The 12,854-nt window shown below is 73.7% G+C and carries 10 protein-coding genes; 5 read left to right on the forward strand and 5 right to left on the reverse strand.

Annotation, left to right across the window (positions count from 1 at the left end; genetic code table 11):
• Nucleotides 1-10 precede the first annotated feature (10 nt).
• Together IE295_RS24765 and IE295_RS24770 are read right to left on the reverse strand one after the other, a co-directional pair.
• The gene (locus IE295_RS24765) at nucleotides 11-1,588 is read right to left on the reverse strand and encodes a multicopper oxidase family protein (protein ID WP_190065951.1); all 1,578 of its coding nucleotides are present in this window, start codon (nucleotides 1,586-1,588) and stop codon (nucleotides 11-13) included.
• 62 nt (nucleotides 1,589-1,650) lie between these two features.
• Nucleotides 1,651-2,193: a hypothetical protein gene (locus IE295_RS24770; protein WP_190065952.1), complete on the reverse strand. Its 543-nt coding sequence runs from the start codon at nucleotides 2,191-2,193 to the stop codon at nucleotides 1,651-1,653.
• 171 nt (nucleotides 2,194-2,364) lie between these two features.
• On the opposite strand from IE295_RS24770, the gene gadC reads away from it, so the two are divergent.
• The 3 genes from gadC to IE295_RS24785 all read left to right on the forward strand — a co-directional run bounded on the left by gadC (nucleotide 2,365) and on the right by IE295_RS24785 (nucleotide 5,396).
• Nucleotides 2,365-3,834, forward strand: coding sequence for a glutamate/gamma-aminobutyrate antiporter GadC (gadC, locus tag IE295_RS24775; RefSeq protein WP_190065953.1), 1,470 nt, complete (start codon nucleotides 2,365-2,367; stop codon nucleotides 3,832-3,834).
• A gap of 57 nt (nucleotides 3,835-3,891) precedes the next feature.
• Nucleotides 3,892-4,764, forward strand: coding sequence for an alpha/beta fold hydrolase (locus IE295_RS24780; protein ID WP_190065954.1), 873 nt, complete (start codon nucleotides 3,892-3,894; stop codon nucleotides 4,762-4,764).
• A gap of 140 nt (nucleotides 4,765-4,904) precedes the next feature.
• Nucleotides 4,905-5,396, forward strand: coding sequence for a hypothetical protein (locus IE295_RS24785; protein ID WP_190065955.1), 492 nt, complete (start codon nucleotides 4,905-4,907; stop codon nucleotides 5,394-5,396).
• Here IE295_RS24785 and IE295_RS24790 read toward each other — a convergent pair.
• The gene (locus IE295_RS24790; protein ID WP_190065956.1) at nucleotides 5,365-6,075 is read right to left on the reverse strand and encodes an HNH endonuclease family protein; all 711 of its coding nucleotides are present in this window, start codon (nucleotides 6,073-6,075) and stop codon (nucleotides 5,365-5,367) included. The genes IE295_RS24785 and IE295_RS24790 overlap by 32 nt on opposite strands.
• A 230-nt stretch (nucleotides 6,076-6,305) precedes the next feature.
• Here IE295_RS24790 and glnA2 point away from each other — a divergent pair, with 230 nt between their 5' ends.
• The gene (gene glnA2, locus IE295_RS24795) at nucleotides 6,306-7,667 is read left to right on the forward strand and encodes a gamma-glutamylpolyamine synthetase GlnA2 (protein ID WP_190065957.1); all 1,362 of its coding nucleotides are present in this window, start codon (nucleotides 6,306-6,308) and stop codon (nucleotides 7,665-7,667) included.
• A gap of 44 nt (nucleotides 7,668-7,711) precedes the next feature.
• Complete coding sequence (locus tag IE295_RS24800; RefSeq protein WP_190065958.1) at nucleotides 7,712-10,807, forward strand: bifunctional [glutamine synthetase] adenylyltransferase/[glutamine synthetase]-adenylyl-L-tyrosine phosphorylase; 3,096 nt, start codon at nucleotides 7,712-7,714, stop codon at nucleotides 10,805-10,807.
• A 45-nt stretch (nucleotides 10,808-10,852) separates the two neighbouring features.
• Here the strand turns inward: IE295_RS24800 and IE295_RS24805 are convergent, their stop codons facing one another.
• Together IE295_RS24805 and IE295_RS24810 are read right to left on the reverse strand one after the other, a co-directional pair.
• Nucleotides 10,853-11,698 (reverse strand): phosphatase PAP2 family protein, encoded by an 846-nt coding sequence (locus tag IE295_RS24805; RefSeq protein ID WP_190065959.1) that lies wholly within the window; start codon nucleotides 11,696-11,698, stop codon nucleotides 10,853-10,855.
• 85 nt (nucleotides 11,699-11,783) lie between these two features.
• Nucleotides 11,784-12,830, reverse strand: coding sequence for a LacI family DNA-binding transcriptional regulator (locus tag IE295_RS24810; protein WP_268255725.1), 1,047 nt, complete (start codon nucleotides 12,828-12,830; stop codon nucleotides 11,784-11,786).
• Between the last annotated feature and the right edge of the window lie 24 nt (nucleotides 12,831-12,854).

Below are 12,854 nucleotides of genomic sequence, written 5' to 3' on the forward strand. Positions count from 1 at the left end.
GCGGCGCCGGCTAGTCGCGGTAGCCCAGCACCGTCATCATCCCGGACTCGGCGTGGTAGACGTTGTGGCAGTGGATCATCCACAGCCCGGGGTTGTCCGCGTCGAAGTCGGCCTGGAGCCGCTCGCCCGGCCGGACGACGGCGGTGTCCTTGCGGGGCCCGCCGCCGGGCAGGGCGAAGGTGTGGCCGTGCAGGTGCATGGGGTGCCACATGGCGGTGTCGTTGACGAACACCAGCCGCACCCGCTCGCCCGCGCGCACCGGGTAGCGCTGGTCGGGCGCGTACCTCCTGCCGTTGATCGCCCAGTCGTACTTCGCCATCGAGCCCGTGAGCCGGAGCGTGATCGTACGGTCGGGGCGCCGGTCCGCCAGCCGTACGCTCCCGTGGGCCTTCAGCCGGCCGGCGGTCAGCGGCGCGCTCTCCAGCTCCTTCGGGCGTACGTCCTCCGCCGGCGCCGTGCCGCCGCCCGTGCGCAGCAGGGCCAGGGCGGTGCGCTTCTTGCCCTCCGCCAGCGCGGTCAGCGGGAAGACGCCGTCCCCGGCCTCGACCAGGACGTCGTAGCGCTCGCCCATGCCGAGCAGGAGGGCGTCCGTCTCCACGTGCTCGACGGGGAAGCCGTCGGTGTGGGTGACGGTCATGCGGTGGCCGCCGAGGGCGACGCGGAAGGCGGTGTCGCCGCCCGCGTTGACGAGGCGGATCCGGATGCGGTCGCCGGGCCGGGCGGTGAAGGTCTCCGGGGCCCGGGGCGTACGGCCGTTGACGAGGTAGTGGGGGTAGGCGACGTCGCCGGCGTCACCGCCGAGGACGTCGCTGGTGGCGCCCATCAGCATCCGCGAGGGGCCGGAGGGCGCGGGGCTCGCGCCGCCGCCGTGGTGCGCGCCGCCGCTGCCGTGGTCCATGCCTCCGTGGTTCATGCCGCCGTGGTCCATGCCCGCCATGCCCCGGGCGAGTTCCGCGAGCACGGCGTCCGGAGTGCTGCCGTCCACCCCGTCGACCCAGTCGTCGAGCACGACGACCCATTCCTTGTCGTACGCCAGCGGCTCCTTGGGGTCCTCCACGATCAGCGGCGCGTACAGCCCCCGGTCCTGCTGGGTGCCCGAGTGCGGGTGCAGCCAGTAGGTGCCGGGGTGGGTGACCTTGAAGCGGTAGTCGAACGACGCCCCGGGCCTGACGGCCCGTTGGGTGAGGCCGGGGGCGCCGTCCATGTCGTTGCGCAGCGCCAGCCCGTGCCAGTGCACGGAGGTGGGTTCGGGCAGGTGGTTGGCGAGGGTCAGGGCGAGGGTGTCGCCGGCGGTGACCCGGATCTCCTTGCCGGGCAGCGCGTCGCCGTAGGCCCAGGAGGCGACCGTGGTGCCGCCGCCCAGGTCGAGCCGGGCGGCGGTGGCGGTGAGCCGGACCGTGCGGACGGGCCCGGAGCCGGCGCGCGCGGCCTCGGCGGCGGCGACCTCCTTGCCGTCGGGGGAGACGTAGCCGGCGGGCGCGGCGGGCTGCCCGGGCTTCTCCGGGGAGTCCGAGCAGGCGGCGAGCACGCCGCCTCCGGCCATGGCGAGGCCCGCGCCGAGCACGGCGCGGCGGGTGGTTGTGCGCATGAGGAAGTGCACCTCGTGGGGTGTCGGTGATGGGTACGGGCGGCAGCGAGCGCGCTGCCGGCCTATACGCGCAGTACCGACAACCGGGCGAGGGCCTTGTGCCGTGGCGGCGGGACGGGCCACAGGGCGCGCGAGAACCACGCGCGGGCCGCCACGGGGGCCGCGCCGGCGAGATGGCCGAGCGCGGCGAGGGCGAGGAGGAGGGCGGCCGCCGCGCCGGCGCCGAGGACGGCGAGGCAGACGGACATGGGGTCCATGCCGCCGCCGTGCGCCGGGTCGTCGGCGTGTGAGACGTGCGTGGTGCGCAGGGTGTGTGCGGCGGGAGTGGCGGGAGCGGCGGGAGCGGCGTGAGTGGCGTGAGTGGCGGAAGCGGCGGCGGGCGCGGACCCATGCCCGTACGCCTCATGCACCTCTTGTGCCTCGTGTGCCTCCGAAGACGCCACTGAATGCGCCGTGGACGCCGCCACGGACGCCGCCGGGGAGTGGGCGCCGCCGCCGTGGCCGCGGGGGTGGCCGAGTGTGTGCATCGTCACGATGCCGAGGACCAGCGCGGCGAACAGCAGCAGCCGGCCGCACCACGCGGTGGCACCCCGCCGTCCTTGCACCGCCTGCCTCCACCGGCTCGTCGATCGTGGCGGCACCCTACCCCCTCGGGGTATCCGCCCTTCGGGCCGGGGCCACCGGGCGGCCGGGGCGGGATGTGCGCAGAGGGGCCCCAAGGCCCGATTATGGGGCGAAAACGATCGACGCACGGCCCCGAAGGACGCTCTCCCCCCATGACCATCACGGACCAGGTGCGGGAGGACAGTCCCCGCACCGCCGCCGTCCCCGCGCCCGCACCCACCCGGGCGCAGTTCATCTCCTGGGCCACGCTCGCGATGATGACCACCGCCTCCGTGGCGAACCTGCGCCCTTCGCCCTCGATGGCCCTCTACGGCCTGGCCGCCGTCTTCCTCTACCTCCTGCCCGCCGTCGTCTTCCTGCTGCCGACCGCCCTGGTCTCCGCCGAGCTCGCCTCCGGCTGGCCCGGCGGCGTCTACCGCTGGGTCAGCGAGGGGCTCTCCAAGCCGCTCGGCTTCCTGGCCGTGTGGTGCCAGTTCGCGATGACCATCGCGTACTACCCGAGCCTGCTGGCCTACGTGGCGAGCACCTTCGCCTACGTCATCGCCCCCTCGCTCGCCGACAACGGCCTCTACATCGCCATCGTCATCGTGGTCGTCTACTGGGCGGGCGTCCTGGTCACCTCGTGCGGCACCAAGGCGGTCGCCGGGCTCTCGAGCATGGGCCTCGTCGCCGGCACCCTGATCCCCGGCGTCGTCCTCGTCGTCCTCGGCATGGTCTTCCTCGCCCAGGGCAACCCGTCCGCCGCCCCCATGGACACCTCCCACGTCCTCCCGCCGTGGACCGGACTGGCCAGCCTCGTCCTGATCGTCAACAACTTCCTGTCCTACGCGGGCATGGAGATGAACGGCGTCCACGTCTCCGCCCTGCGCGACCCCGGCAAGCAGTTCCCGCGCGCGGTCTTCCTGGCCACCGCACTCGTACTGCTGATCTTCATCCTGCCCGCGCTGGCCATCAGCTGGGTGATGCCGGGCGAGGACCTGAGCCTGACCGCCGGCGTGATGCAGGCCTTCCAGGGCTTCTTCGACCACTTCCACGTGGGCTGGCTGACGAAGGTCGTGGGCGTCCTGCTCGTCGCCGCCGCGCTCGGCGGCATGCTCACCTGGATGGCCGGGCCGTCCCAGGGCCTGCTGATGGTCTCGCGGCAGGAGGGCTACCTGCCGCCCGTGCTGCAGCGGCTCAACAAGCGCGGCGTGCCCCGCAACATCATGATCGCCCAGGGCGCGCTGACCACCGTCATCGCGGGCCTGTACGCCTTCCTGCCCGACGTCTCCAGCGCGTACTGGATCTTCTCCGTCGTCACCACGCAGATCTACCTCGTCGTCTACCTGCTGATGTTCGCCGCCGTCGTGCGGCTGCGCGCCCTGCGGCCCGAGCGGCCGCGCGGCTTCCGGGTGCCGGCCGTCCACCTGGTGGCGGGCGTCGGCTTCGCCGCCTCCGCCGCGGCGATGTGCATCGGCTTCGTGCCGCCGGAGCAGTTCGGCGGCCAGCCGCTGTGGCGGTACGTGCTGATCGTGGGCGGCGGGCTGCTGACCCTCGGACTCCTCGCGCCGCTCGCCTTCCTGGCGTTCCGCAAGCCGCACTGGGTGACCGCCGGGGACCGTGGGGCCGACGCGGTCGAGTAGCTTGTGCGTGCTCTCCGGCGACCGGCGGACGGGCGGGGACGACACCAGGGGGACTGGATGAGCGGTACGGAACGGCCACCCGGACGGATGCTGCGCGTCGGCGGCGTCCCCCTGCACGTGCTGTGCGAGGGCTCGGGACCCGTGTGCGTGCTCAGCGCCGGGCTCGGCATGGGCTGGTTCGACTGGGAACCGGTCGTTCCGCTGCTCACCCCCTACCGCACGGTGGTCCGCTTCGACCGCCCCGGACTGGGCTTCAGCGCCCCGCCGCTGGGCCCGCCCACGGCCGCGGCGGAGGGCGCCCGGATAGCGGGCGTCCTCGACGCGCTCGCCCTCACCGGCCCCGCCACCGTCGTCGGGCACTCCCTCGCCGCCTTCCACGCCGAGGCGTTCGCCCGGCTGTACCCCGAGCGCACGGCCGGGCTCGTGCTGGCCGACGCCAGCGTCGAGGAGAACGCCCGGCCCGTGCCGGTGCCGGGGCTGCGCACCGCCGCCGCGCACGTGCGCGGCCTGGCCTTCGCCGCCGCCGGGCTGCCCCGCGCGCTGGGCCCCGTGCTGCGCAACCTCAGCGTCCGCGCCGCCTCCCTCACCCGCAACGACCCGGCCCCCGCCGGCCTGGTGCGGCGCGTCTACGGCAGCGGGCGCGTGGTGCGGGCGACGCTGATGGAGAACGCCCGCTACTACGACGTAGCCGCCGAACTCGAGGATCTGCGCGCCCACCACCCGCTGCCGCCCGCCCCCGTCACCGTCCTCGCCGCCTCCACCGGCACCGGCTCGGCCGAGGAGCGCCGCTGGCTCGAGCGCCAGCGGGCCCTCGCCGGGCGCCTGGACGGCCGCTTCGAGGCCGTCGCCCCGGCCGGCCACCTGCTGATGTACGACCGCCCGCAGTCCATCGCCGCCGCCGTCCTCGCCACCCCGTTCCTCCGCGCCTGACGGGCCTGACGGGCCGTACGCGCTGCCCGCCCGTCCGGCCGCCTCACCTGGTCGGCGGCATCCGGCGGGTGCCGTGCGCGGGCGGGCGGCAGTGTGGTCGGCGGAAGGGGGGCGTCCGGCACACAGGCGAGGAGCACCCGGTGAGGCCACAGCACGACCCCACACCCTTCGGCGGCGAGATCGAACGCGGCGCGGCATACGTCCTGCAGTGGCGGGCCGACCCCCGGTACGTGCTGTGCGGGCACGCCACGGAGGGCTTCGTCGACGTCCGAGAGCGCGACGCGGTCACCGAGCGGCACAGCGCCTGGCACATCGACACCGACACCGGCGTGATCACCCTCGCCGCCGACGCCCACGACCCCGTGCCCCGTGTGCTGACCCTGCTGCTGGGCCCGGCCGGGCACGGCCCCGTCCTGCGCCGGCTGGCCACCCCCGCCGACGCCGCCCAGCGCTGGAACTGGACCGGCCGCGCCCTGATGAGCCACAAGCACTCCACGGCCGACAAGCTCGCCGTCCACGTGGGCGGCGAACGGGGCACCACCGGCTACGGTCTGCGGATGGTCCTGCCCAAGCACGGGGTGCCCGACCACGAGTGGCAGCTCAGCCGCTGCACGAGTCCAGCATCTGTGTGAGGGTCCTGCGCTCGGCGGCGGTGACGGTCAGGGCGTAGGTGCTCTTCACCGACACCCACGCCCGGCCGTAGACGCACCAGGAGGCGCGGTCCGGTGGCTGCCACTGGTCGGGGGACTGGTCGCCCTTGGAGCGGTTGGTGGCCGCCGAGACGGTGAGCAGCTGCGGATGCGTCAGGTCGTTGGCGAGCGCCTTGCGACGGGTGTTGTCCCACTTGTCGGCGCCCGACCGCCAGGCGTTGGCCAGCGGCACGATGTGGTCGATGTCGACCTGGGCGGCCTTGGTGTACGTCTTGCCGTCGTACAGGCTGCGCCAGCTGCCCGAGACCGCCCGGCACTCGGCGTCGCGCTTGACGTCCTTGCCGTCGCGCTCGAGGACCGTCTCGCGGGTGTCGCACTTGTTGCCCTGCTGCGCCCAGTGGGGGAAGGCGGCCCGGCTGTAGCCGGACATCGAGTGCGGCGCCTCCTCCTTCAGCCCCGCCAGCTGAGTTTTGGCCTGCCCGGCCGGCGGCAGGCCGGGCAGCGTGAACGGGTCCTTTCCCTTCGCGTCCGGCTTCCCGCCCCCGGCGTCGTCCTTGCCGCAGCCGGCCAGCGCGGCCAGCGCGACCACGGCCGCCGTGGCGACGGCCGCCGCCCGGACGGCGGCCGGAGCCCCGGTCCCGGCATGACGGTGTTTCCGCATCCGGCATCCCCCCTCGCGTCCCGCGAAGAGGCTTCCCGCCCGGTACGGGAGGAAATCCCGCGGATCGGGAGGGGCAAGATCCACCCTGCGAACGTACGATGCACCCATAAGGCGGAACGGTGCGGCTGCCGCCCGGAAACTCCCCGGTAACCCCGGGGCGTGATACTCAAGGTCCAGCCTGTGCCCGCACCCGGTGAAACGAGCCGTCTGACCTGCAAGGATAGGTAGCTATGGATAAGCAGCAGGAGTTCGTGCTCCGCACGCTCGAAGAGCGCGACATCCGGTTCGTCCGGCTGTGGTTCACCGACGTCCTCGGCTACCTGAAGTCCGTGGCCGTCGCCCCCGCGGAGCTCGAGCAGGCCTTCGACGAGGGCATCGGCTTCGACGGCTCCGCGATCGAGGGCTTCGCCCGGGTCTACGAGTCCGACATGATCGCCAAGCCGGACCCGGGGACCTTCCAGATCCTGCCCTGGCGCGCGGAGGCGCCCGGCACCGCCCGGATGTTCTGCGACATCCTCATGCCGGACGGCTCGCCCTCCTACGCCGACCCCCGCTACGTCCTCAAGCGCATCCTGGCCAAGACCTCCGACCTCGGCTTCACCTTCTACACCCACCCCGAGATCGAGTTCTTCCTGCTCAAGGACAAGCCGGTGGACGGCACCCGCCCGGTGCCCGCCGACTCCTCCGGCTACTTCGACCACACCCCGCAGAACGTCGGCATGGACTTCCGCCGCCAGGCCATCACCATGCTCGAGTCCATGGGCATCTCGGTGGAGTTCAGCCACCACGAGGGCGCCCCCGGCCAGCAGGAGATCGACCTGCGCTACGCCGACGCGCTGTCCACCGCCGACAACATCATGACCTTCCGGCTCGTGATGAAGCAGGTGGCGCTCGAGCAGGGCGTGCAGGCCACCTTCATGCCCAAGCCGTTCTCGGAGTACCCCGGCTCCGGCATGCACACCCACCTCTCCCTCTTCGAGGGCGACCGCAACGCCTTCTACGAGTCCGGCGCCGAGTACCAGCTCTCCAAGGTCGGCAAGTCCTTCATCGCCGGCCTGCTGCGGCACGCGGGCGAGATCTCCGCCGTGACCAACCAGTGGGTCAACTCCTACAAGCGCATCTGGGGCGGCTCCCAGCGCACCGCCGGCGCCGGCGGCGAGGCCCCCTCGTACATCTGCTGGGGCCACAACAACCGCTCGGCCCTCATCCGCGTCCCGATGTACAAGCCCGGCAAGACCGGCTCCACCCGCGTCGAGGTCCGCTCCATCGACTCCGGCGCCAACCCCTACCTGACCTACGCGGTGCTGCTGGCCGCGGGCCTGAAGGGCATCGAGGAGGGCTACGAGCTCCCCGCCGGCGCCGACGACGACGTCTGGGCCCTCTCCGACGCCGAGCGGCGCGCCATGGGCATCGAGCCGCTGCCGCAGAACCTCGGCGAGGCCATCGAGCTCATGGAGCGCAGCGAGCTGGTCGCCGAGACCCTCGGCGAGCACGTCTTCGACTTCTTCCTGCGCAACAAGAAGCAGGAGTGGGAGGAGTACCGCTCCGAGGTCACCGCCTTCGAGCTGCGCAAGATGCTGCCGGTGCTCTGAACCGGCGGTCCTGCCCCCCACCGCGGACGGACGAAAGGCTGCCGATGACAGTGCCGGAGGGTCGGCGCAGCAGTGCGTACAGCAGGCTGCTGAGGTACGGCTTCACCGACCCGGCCGCCGCCGAGCGGCTGCTGGACGACCCGGTGCTGGGGGCCGTGGGGTCCGATCCGGTGCTGCTCGACGCGCTCGGCGCCACCGCCGATCCCGATCTCGCGCTGCGCGGGCTGCTGCGGCTGGTCCAGGCGCAGGACGCCCGGGGCGACGGGGAGCGGCGGGAGCTGCTGGACACCCTGGTCACCGCCAAGCCGCTGCGCGACCGGCTGCTGGGCGTGCTGGGGGTCTCCGAGGCGCTCGGCGACCACCTCTTCCGGCACCCGGGCGACTGGCACGCCCTCGACAGCTTCGAATCGGCCGATCTGCACCCCACCACGCCGGAGTTCGAGCGGGCCCTGGCCGAGGGCATGCGGCGCGGGCGCGACGCCGGGCTCACGCCCCCCGACGCGCTGCGCGCCGCCTACCGGCGCTCGCTGCTGGCCATAGCGGCCCGGGACATCAGCGGCACCATCGACGTCGCCCAGACCGCCGCCGAGCTCGCGGACCTGGCCACCGCCACCCTGCGCGCGGCCCTGCAGATCGCGGCCGGGGAGCTGCCCGCGGACGCCGGCGCCTGCCGGCTGGCCGTCATCGGCATGGGCAAGTGCGGGGGCCAGGAGCTCAATTACGTCTCCGACGTCGACGTGATCTTCGTGGCGGAGGCGAGGGAGGGCACGGCCGAGGGGCCGGCCCTGCAGGCCGCCACCCGGCTCGCCTCGCGGATGATGCGGGTGTGCTCCGACGTCACCCCCGAGGGCACCATCTGGCCCGTCGACGCCAACCTCCGCCCCGAGGGCCGCAACGGCCCCCTGGTGCGCACCCTCACCAGCCACCTCGCCTATTACCAGCGGTGGGCCAAGACCTGGGAGTTCCAGGCCCTGCTCAAGGCCCGGCCCGTCGCGGGCGACCTCGCCCTCGGGCAGGCGTACGTCGAGGCCGTCTCCCCCCTGGTCTGGCAGGCCGCCGAGCGCGAGAACTTCGTCGCCGACGTCCAGCAGATGCGCCGCCGCGTCATCGAGTCCATCCCCGCCACCCAGGTCGAGCGCGAGCTCAAGCTCGGCCCCGGAGGCCTGCGCGACGTCGAATTCGCCGTCCAGCTGCTGCAGTTGGTGCACGGCCGCAGCGACGCCGGCCTGCGCAGCGGCAGCACCCTCGAGGCGCTGGCCGCCCTCGCCGCCGGCGGCTACGTCGGCCGCGAGGACGCCAAGGCGCTCGACGCCGCCTACCGCTTCCTGCGCGCCCTGGAACACCGCATCCAGCTCTACCGGCTGCGCCGCACCCACCTCGTCCCCGAGGGCGAGGCCGACCTGCGCCGGCTGGGCCGCTCGCTGGGCCGCACCTGCGACTGGCCCGCCGGCAAGGAGCCCGTCGCCGAACTCGGCAGGCAGTGGCGGCTGCACGCCCGCGAGGTGCGGCGCCTGCACGAGAAGCTCTTCTACCGGCCCCTGCTGGACGCCGTCGCCCAGCTCGAGCCCGGCGAGATCCGGCTCAGCCCCAAGGCCGCCGGCCAGCGCCTGGAGGCCCTCGGCTACGCCGACCCGGCCGGCGCCCTGCGCCACCTGGAGGCCCTCGCCTCCGGCGTCACCCGCAAGGCGGCCATCCAGCGCACCCTGCTGCCCGTGCTGCTCGGCTGGTTCGCCGACTCCGCCGAACCCGACGCGGGGCTGCTCAACTTCCACAAGGTCTCCGACGCCCTGGGCCGCACCCCCTGGTACCTGCGCCTGCTGCGCGACGAGGGGGTGGCCGCCGAGAACCTCGCCCGGGTGCTCTCCGCCGGGCGCCTCGCCCCCGACCTGCTGCTGCGCGCCCCCGAGGCCGTCGCCCTGCTCGGCGACCCCGGAGGCCTGCGCCCGCGCGGCCGCGAGGCCCTCGAACAGGAGGTCATGGCCGCGGTCGGCCGCGCCGAGGACGCCGAGGCCGCGATCGTCGCGGCGCGCGGCGTGCGCCGCCGCGAGCTGTTCCGCACGGCCGCCGCCGACATCATCGGCGCCTACGGCCACCCCGGCGACGGCCCCCACGCCACCGGCGAGCACGGCGTCGGCTCCCGCGGCCACGCCGAGACCGCCGGCAGCGACCCGGGCGCCCGCGTGCGGACCGTCGGCGACGCCGTCTCCGACATCAACGCCGCCACCCTCGCCGGCGCCCTGCGCGCCGCCGTGCGGGCCGAGTGGGGCGACACCCTGCCCACCCGCTTCGCCGTCATCGCCATGGGCCGCTTCGGCGGCCACGAGCAGGGCTACGGCTCCGACGCCGACGTCCTCTTCGTCCACGAACCGCGCGAGGGCGTCGGGGACGAGGAGGCCGGCAAGGCCGCCTTCGCCGTCGCCGGCGAGATGCGCCGCCTGCTGCAACTGCCCACCACCGACCCCCCGCTGCTCGTCGACGCCGACCTGCGGCCCGAGGGGAAGTCCGGGCCCATCGTGCGCAGCCTCGCCTCGTACGCCGCCTATTACCGGCGCTGGTCGCTGGTGTGGGAGAGCCAGGCCCTGCTGCGCGCCGAGCCGGTGGCCGGCGACGAGGAGCTGGGGCGGCGCTTCGTCGAGCTGATCGACCCGCTGCGCTACCCCGCCGAGGGCCTGGGCGAGGACGCCGTGCGCGAGATCCGGCGGCTGAAGGCCCGCATGGAGACCGAGCGGCTGCCGCGCGGCGCCGACCCCACCACCCACACCAAGCTCGGCCGTGGGGGCCTGGCGGACGTGGAGTGGACCGTCCAGCTGCTGCAGATGCGCCACGCCTGGGCCGAACCCGGCCTGCGCACCACCCGCACCCGCGAGGCGCTGGCCGCGGCCTGCGCCGCGCGGCTGGTCTCCACCGAGGACGCCCGCATCCTGGACGAGGCCTGGGTGCTGGCCACGAGCGTGCGCAACGCCGTGATGCTCGTGCGCGGCCGCGCCGGGGACACGTTCCCCACCGACGCCCGGGAGCTGGCCGCCGTCGGACGCTACCTCGGCTACGGGCCGGGCCACGTGGGGGAGATGCTGGACGACTACCGCCGCACCACCCGGCGCGCCCGGGCCGTGGTCGAGGAGCTGTTCTACGGAGCCTGACCGGCCGCCTGACGGCCGGCGGACCCCGTACCCCCCAGCATGCGGCTAGGCGCTGCGCACCGCCACATGGCGGGCCAGCCGGAAGGGGAACGCCCGGTACCAGGCGTAGGACAGCGCGAAGCCGAACGCCAGGCAGACCACCCCGCCCACCGCGTCCAGCCAGAAGTGGTTGGCGGTCGAGACGATCACCACCAGCGTCGCCACCGGGTACAGCACCCCCAGCACGCGCACCCACACCGCCCGCGTCAGCATCGCGATGGTGATGCCGCACCACGTGGACCAGCCGATGTGCATCGAGGGCATCGCGGCGTACTGGTTCGAGACGTCGGCCAGGTTGCCCGACGCCATCGAGCCCCACGTGTGGTGCACCACGACCGTGTCGACGAAGCCGATGTGCTCCATCAGCCGCGGTGGCGCGAGCGGATACAGGTAGTAGCCGAGCAGGGCCACGCCCGTGGTGGCGAAGAGGGCGAGGCGGGCGGCGGCGTACCGCCCGGGATGCCAGCGGTAGAGCCACACCAGTACGCCGATCGTCAGCACGAAATGCAGCGTGGCGTAGTAGTAGTTCATGCCCACGATCAACCACGTCACCGAATTCACGGCCCTGTTGACGGTGTGCTCCACGGCGATGTGCAGGGTCTGCTCGGCCTGCCAGACCCAGTCGGCGTTGCGGAGCGCCGCCGCCCGCTGCTCGGGCACGGCGTTGCGGACGAGCGAATACGTCCAGTAACTCACCGCGATCAGCAGCACCTCGAACCACAGGCGTGGGTGGCGAGGGGCCCGCAGTCCGCGCAGGAAGCGGCGCTCCGCCGGCGGCGCCTCCGCCCGTTCCACAGTGGGTGACGGGGCGGTCGTCCGGCCTTCCAGGGTCCTTGCTGTCGCTTCACCCATAGGGGAAGAGTCTGCCAGAAAGCGTCCGTCCGCAGATCGTCCGCAGGTCTGGTACCGGCCGCCCCCGCGTCCCCCGTGGCGCGGGTCAGGCGTCCGTCGTACGGGTGTCCGCGCGCGGCCCCGGCGCCGACGCCGTCGACCCCCGGACCACCAGCTCGGGCAGGAAGACGAACTCGCTGTGCGGGGCCGGGGTGCCGCCGATCTCCTCCAGCAGCGCACGCACCGCGGCCTGCCCCATCGACCGCACGGGCTGGCGGATCGTGGTCAGCGGCGGATCGGTGAAGGCGATCAGCGGCGAGTCGTCGAAGCCCACCACCGAGACGTCCCGCGGCACTTCGAGACCGTGCTGCCGCGCCCCCCGGATGACCCCCAGCGCCATCATGTCGCTGGCGCACACCACCGCCGTGCACCCCCGGTCGATGAGCGCGGAGGCCGCCGCCTGACCACCCTCAAGGGTGAACAGCGAATGCTCGATCAAGCGCTCCGCCTCCGCCTCGGGCACCCCCAGCACCTCGCGCATGCTCAGCAGGAAGCCCTCGATCTTGCGCTGCACCGGGACGTAGCGCCGGGGCCCCAGGGCCAGGCCGATCCGCCGGTGCCCCAGTGCGGCCAAATGGGTGACGGCCAGCCGCACCGCCGCCCGGTCGTCGGGCGAGACGAAGGGGGCCCGCACCTTCGACGAGAAGCCGTTGATCAGCACGAACGGCACGCCCTGGGCACGCAGCCGCTCGTAGCGCTGCATGTCGGCGGAGGTGTCCGCGTGCAGCCCGGAGACGAAGAGGATGCCGGCCACGCCACGGTCGACGAGCATCTCCGTCAGCTCGTCCTCCGTGGACCCGCCGGGCGTCTGGGTGGCCAGGACGGGGGTGTACCCCTGGCGGGTGAGGGCCTGGCCTATCACCTGGGCGAAGGCCGGAAAGATGGGGTTCTCCAGCTCGGGGGTGATCAGGCCGACCAGTCCCTCGCTGCGCTGCCGCAGCCGGACGGGCCGTTCGTAGCCCAGCACGTCGAGCGCGGCCAGCACGGACTGGCGGGTGGAGGCGGCCACCCCCGGCTTTCCGTTGAGAACGCGACTGACGGTTGCTTCGCTGACACCCGCCTGGGCTGCGATATCGGCTAGCCGGGCGGTCACAGGAGGTGACTGTACCGGTCGCAT

The sequence above is a fragment of the Streptomyces griseocarneus genome, from assembly GCF_014655595.1.
Lineage (GTDB): Bacteria > Actinomycetota > Actinomycetes > Streptomycetales > Streptomycetaceae > Streptomyces > Streptomyces griseocarneus.

Coding starts and splice junctions, on each gene's coding strand:
- gadC (WP_190065953.1), top strand. CDS start 2,365: ATGACCATCACGGACCAGGTGCGGGAGGACAGTCCCCGCACCGCCGCC.
- glnA2 (WP_190065957.1), top strand. CDS start 6,306: ATGGATAAGCAGCAGGAGTTCGTGCTCCGCACGCTCGAAGAGCGCGAC.
- IE295_RS24805 (WP_190065959.1), bottom strand. CDS start 11,698: ATGGGTGAAGCGACAGCAAGGACCCTGGAAGGCCGGACGACCGCCCCG.
- IE295_RS24780 (WP_190065954.1), top strand. CDS start 3,892: ATGAGCGGTACGGAACGGCCACCCGGACGGATGCTGCGCGTCGGCGGC.
- IE295_RS24765 (WP_190065951.1), bottom strand. CDS start 1,588: ATGCGCACAACCACCCGCCGCGCCGTGCTCGGCGCGGGCCTCGCCATG.
- IE295_RS24790 (WP_190065956.1), bottom strand. CDS start 6,075: ATGCGGAAACACCGTCATGCCGGGACCGGGGCTCCGGCCGCCGTCCGG.
- IE295_RS24800 (WP_190065958.1), top strand. CDS start 7,712: ATGACAGTGCCGGAGGGTCGGCGCAGCAGTGCGTACAGCAGGCTGCTG.